The 4227-nt window shown below is 53.1% G+C and carries 4 protein-coding genes; 2 read left to right on the forward strand and 2 right to left on the reverse strand.

What is annotated here, in order from left to right:
• Positions 1 to 158: 158 nt before the first annotated feature.
• Positions 159 to 365 (reverse strand): DUF1107 domain-containing protein, encoded by a 207-nt coding sequence (locus tag ACUTQ5_RS22060; protein ID WP_012004917.1) that lies wholly within the window; start codon positions 363 to 365, stop codon positions 159 to 161.
• A gap of 326 nt (positions 366 to 691) precedes the next feature.
• Here ACUTQ5_RS22060 and ACUTQ5_RS22065 point away from each other — a divergent pair, with 326 nt between their 5' ends.
• Entirely contained in the window at positions 692 to 1249 is a 558-nt protein-coding gene (locus ACUTQ5_RS22065; RefSeq protein ID WP_261421457.1) for a YtfJ family protein, read from the forward strand.
• Position 1250: 1 nt separating this feature from the next.
• Here the strand turns inward: ACUTQ5_RS22065 and cysQ are convergent, their stop codons facing one another.
• On the reverse strand, positions 1251 to 1991 hold the full coding sequence (cysQ, locus tag ACUTQ5_RS22070; protein ID WP_445652964.1) for a 3'(2'),5'-bisphosphate nucleotidase CysQ: 741 nt from the start codon (positions 1989 to 1991) through the stop codon (positions 1251 to 1253).
• 256 nt (positions 1992 to 2247) lie between these two features.
• Here cysQ and ACUTQ5_RS22075 point away from each other — a divergent pair, with 256 nt between their 5' ends.
• A complete protein-coding gene (locus ACUTQ5_RS22075; protein WP_445652965.1) occupies positions 2248 to 4200 on the forward strand; it encodes a bifunctional 2',3'-cyclic-nucleotide 2'-phosphodiesterase/3'-nucleotidase in 1953 nt (650 codons plus the stop codon).
• Positions 4201 to 4227 lie beyond the last annotated feature (27 nt).

The following is a 4227-nucleotide window of genomic DNA, read 5'->3' on the forward strand; positions in this document are numbered from 1 at the left end:
ACTCATCCCCAGGCGCTTACTTTAGTAAGTCACTGGGGTGACAAATCTGTCGGGAACAGATTTGAACGCGCGATCAGCGGCCCTGAAAGGGCAAGGACCATGGATGGGCCTTGTAAGCAGGTAACAACGCTGCTGCTTGAAAGGCGACGGGTAATCTATCAACCCATCTCGGTCTGCAGTAACAACACCTGACGGTTAACCTCTGACATCACGCTGAAGTGACGCCGGTCGCGAATTTTCGGCAGCAGAATTTTCCCTTCATCGAATTCGAACGCGCCCACATCTTTGATATATAGCCGGCCACGAAACAGGGTCTTAACGTACTTCGCCACTTTCAACGGGTTATAACGCTGGAAGATTCTCATTCTATTACTTTCCTCCGTTTGGTCCATGCGCTCAGCGAGCCGCCAAGGTGGCAGCCTCTAAAGTAAGAACGCAACTTGATTGCCATGTAGTAGACCTAGTAAAGACCATAACGTTCATTTCCGCCTGGAGAACTTCACTGGATTTACACTTTTTGACAGAATTGTATATTATTATATATAACTTTTTCAGTATATCCCTTCAAAAACCGGGTATTAGCGGTCAGAAGGAAGAACTGAGATCCGGCTAACAGGACAGACCTCCGATCACCACCTATGCTTTAGGCTGTCGGGTGCTGTCGGCACCATTCCCCCTTCAAGGAGAAGGCATGAAAAAAAGTCACATGCTCATTGCATCCCTGCTGTTTGCACCCCTTTTTGCCTCGGCGCATAACTTCCAGCTCCAGCAACGCGTAGCGCCGATTGGCGTCAGCGACAAGGGTGAGTTGAACTACGCTAATGATAAGTTTAGCTATCAAAACTGGAATAGCGCGCAGCTCAGTGGAAAAGTGCGAGTCATCCAGCATATTGCCGGCCGCAGCTCTGCCAAAGACATGAACGACCCACTGATTGAAGCGATTAAGAAAGCCAAGCTACCGCACGATCGTTACCAAACGACGACAATAGTAAATACCGATGATGCCCTGCTCGGCACGGCGATGTTTGTCCGCAGCAGCATTGAAGACAGCAAGAAAGAGTTCCCCTGGTCGCAGTTTGTGGTCGACAGCAACGGCAACGTGCGCAAAGCCTGGGATTTGCAGCCGAAGGGGTCAGCCATTGTCGTGCTGGATAAGCAAGGCAGGATCCAGTTCGCCAAAGACGGCGCACTGACGCCAGAAGAGGTGCAGCAGGTCATGAGCCAACTGCACCAACTCCTGGCGAATTGATTTAGAACAGCGAAACCCGGAAGCCGGGGTTGAGGAAAGACTCACGCGGCGTATAGAGCAGCGGCCTGCCCTGCCAGTCGTGGATCTGCGCTCCGGCCGCCACCGCGACCGCGTGTCCGGCAGCGGTATCCCAGATATTGGTCGGCCCAAAACGTGGGTAAAGCTGCGCTTTACCTTCCGCCACCAGGCAGAACTTCAGCGAGGAACCGACGGATACGGTCTGATGCTCGCCTAACTGCTTCAGGTAATCTTTCAGTTCTTCATCACTGTGTGAACGGCTCACCACCACCAGGGGCGGATTGGCGTTACTGACGCCAATCGCCTGGCGTTGGCCCTTTTCTTCTTTCCAGGCTTTACCGCGTTCGGCCAGGTACAACACATCAATCGCCGGAGCGTAAACCACGCCCATCACCGCCTGCCCGTCTTCAATCAACGCGATATTTACCGTGAATTCGCCGTTACGATTGAGGAATTCCTTGGTGCCATCCAGCGGATCGACCAGCCAGTAACGCGTCCAGTTCTGTCGCACTGCCCAGCTCGGTGGATCTTCTTCTGACAGTAAAGGTATTTCCGGCGTTAATGCCGCCAGACCACGTTGGATAATATGGTGCGCCGCCAGATCGGCCGCCGTCACCGGGGAATCATCTTTTTTCTGTGCGACATCAAGCGGTTGTTTACCGTCATATACCGCCATGATCGCTGCGCCCGCCTCACGGGACAGTTGGCAAATTTGCTCTAACATCATTCACCTCAGATATGCAGTTCCATGGGTCATTTCCCCTTTCTCATTGCTAGCAGCCTAGTTTTTTTTGCATCGAATATCCATCACAACGATTTAACTCGCGGTAATTGCTCAAGTCTTTGCCGTCACAACTGTGACATTTACTGCCCCATCTCGGCTGATTTTCTGCCACACTTCACAGTTTGGTGAGACAACCAATGTTAATTACATGTCCCTCTGCAATAAAACTCGAAAAATGGAATGGAGAAAACTAAAAATGATGAAGCGTCCGCTGACGTTGTCTGCCCTCGCTATGCTGATGTGCGCCTCAGCACAAGCGGCAACGGTCGATCTACGCGTGCTGGAAACGACCGACCTACACAGCAACATGATGGATTTCGATTACTACAAGGATAAACCGACCGATAAATTCGGTCTGGTCCGTACCGCCAGCCTGATTGAGCAAGCCCGCCAGCAGGCAGCCAATACGGTGCTGGTGGACAACGGCGACATTATTCAGGGCAGCCCGCTCGGCGATTATATGGCGGCCAAAGGCCTGAAACCCGGCGATGTACACCCGGTGTATAAGGCGATGAATACCCTGAATTATGTGGTCGGCAATATCGGCAACCATGAATTCAACTACGGGCTCGATTACCTGAAAAACGCCATTGCCGGTGCCAAATTCCCGTATATCAACGCCAACGTGATCGACGCTAAAACGCAGAAACCTCTGTTCACTCCTTACATTATCGTCGATACGCCGGTAAAAGACCGTGATGGCAAAGAACATAGTTTGCGCATCGGTTATATCGGCTTTGTGCCGCCGCAAATCCTGGTGTGGGACAAAGCCAATCTGCAGGGCAAGGTCACTGTCAACGACATCACCGAAACCGCTAAACGTTACGTGCCGGAAATGCGCAAACAGGGCGCAGATCTGGTTGTGGTTATCCCGCACTCCGGCCTGTCCAGCGAGCCGTACAAAGCCATGGCGGAAAACTCGGTGTACTACCTCAGCCAGGTACCAGGTATCGACGCCATCATGTTCGGCCATGCTCACGCCGTGTTCCCGAGCAAGGGCTTTGCCAATATCAAAGGGGCTGACATCGCACAGGGTACGCTGAACGGCATCCCGGCCGTGATGCCGGGCCAGTGGGGGGATCATCTCGGTGTGGTCGATCTGCAATTGAATAACGACAGCGGCACCTGGAAAGTCACAGCGGCCAAAGCGCAAGCTCGGCCGATTTACGACAAAGAGAACAAAAAATCGCTGGCGGCGGAAGATGCCAACCTGCTGAAGGTACTGGCGGAAGATCACAAAGGCACGCGAGACTTCGTCAGCAAGCCTGTCGGTAAAGCCGACGGCAACATGTACAGCTATCTGGCGCTGGTGCAGGATGACCCGACGGTGCAGATTGTGAATAACGCGCAAAAGGCCTACGTCGAACACTATATTCAGGGCGATCCGGACCTGGCGGACCTGCCGGTGCTGTCCGCAGCGGCGCCGTTCAAGGTGGGTGGACGCAAAAACGATCCGGCCAGTTTTGTTGAAGTGGAAAAAGGTCAGCTCACCTTCCGTAACGCTTCAGACCTTTACCTTTATCCCAACACACTGGTGGTGGTGAAAGCCAGCGGCAAAGATGTGAAGGAATGGCTGGAATGTTCCGCCGGGCAGTTCAACCAGATCGACGTCAACAGCAGCAAACCACAGGGCCTGATCAACTGGGACGGTTTCCGCACCTATAACTTCGATGTCATTGACGGGGTTAATTATCAGGTCGACGTCAGCCAACCGGCGCGTTACGACGGCGAATGCCAGTTAATTAACGACAAGGCGGAACGCATCAAAGAACTGACGTTCAAAGGCAAACCGATCGATCCGAAAGCCACCTTCCTGGTTGCCACCAATAATTACCGCGCGTACGGCGGCAAGTTTGCCGGTACCGGCGATCAACACATTGCCTTCGCCTCACCGGATGAGAACCGCTCGGTACTGGCGGCTTATATCAGCGCTGAAACCAAACAACGCGGCGCAGTGAAGCCACAGGTGGATAATAACTGGCGCTTGGCCACATTCAGCAGCCCGCAGCCGTTGGATATCCGCTTCGAAACCTCACCGAGTGACAAAGCCACTGCGTTTATCAAAGCGCATGCCCAGTACCCGATGAAAGCCGAAGGGACAGACAGCATCGGCTTTGCGGTTTATCAGATTGATTTGCAGAAGAAATAAACAATAAGGGCGCCGTTAAGGCGCCCT

This window comes from Serratia sp. NA_112.1 (genome assembly GCF_052691715.1).

Coding starts and splice junctions, on each gene's coding strand:
- ACUTQ5_RS22060 (WP_012004917.1), bottom strand. CDS start 365: ATGAGAATCTTCCAGCGTTATAACCCGTTGAAAGTGGCGAAGTACGTT.
- ACUTQ5_RS22065 (WP_261421457.1), top strand. CDS start 692: ATGAAAAAAAGTCACATGCTCATTGCATCCCTGCTGTTTGCACCCCTT.
- cysQ (WP_445652964.1), bottom strand. CDS start 1,991: ATGTTAGAGCAAATTTGCCAACTGTCCCGTGAGGCGGGCGCAGCGATC.
- ACUTQ5_RS22075 (WP_445652965.1), top strand. CDS start 2,248: ATGATGAAGCGTCCGCTGACGTTGTCTGCCCTCGCTATGCTGATGTGC.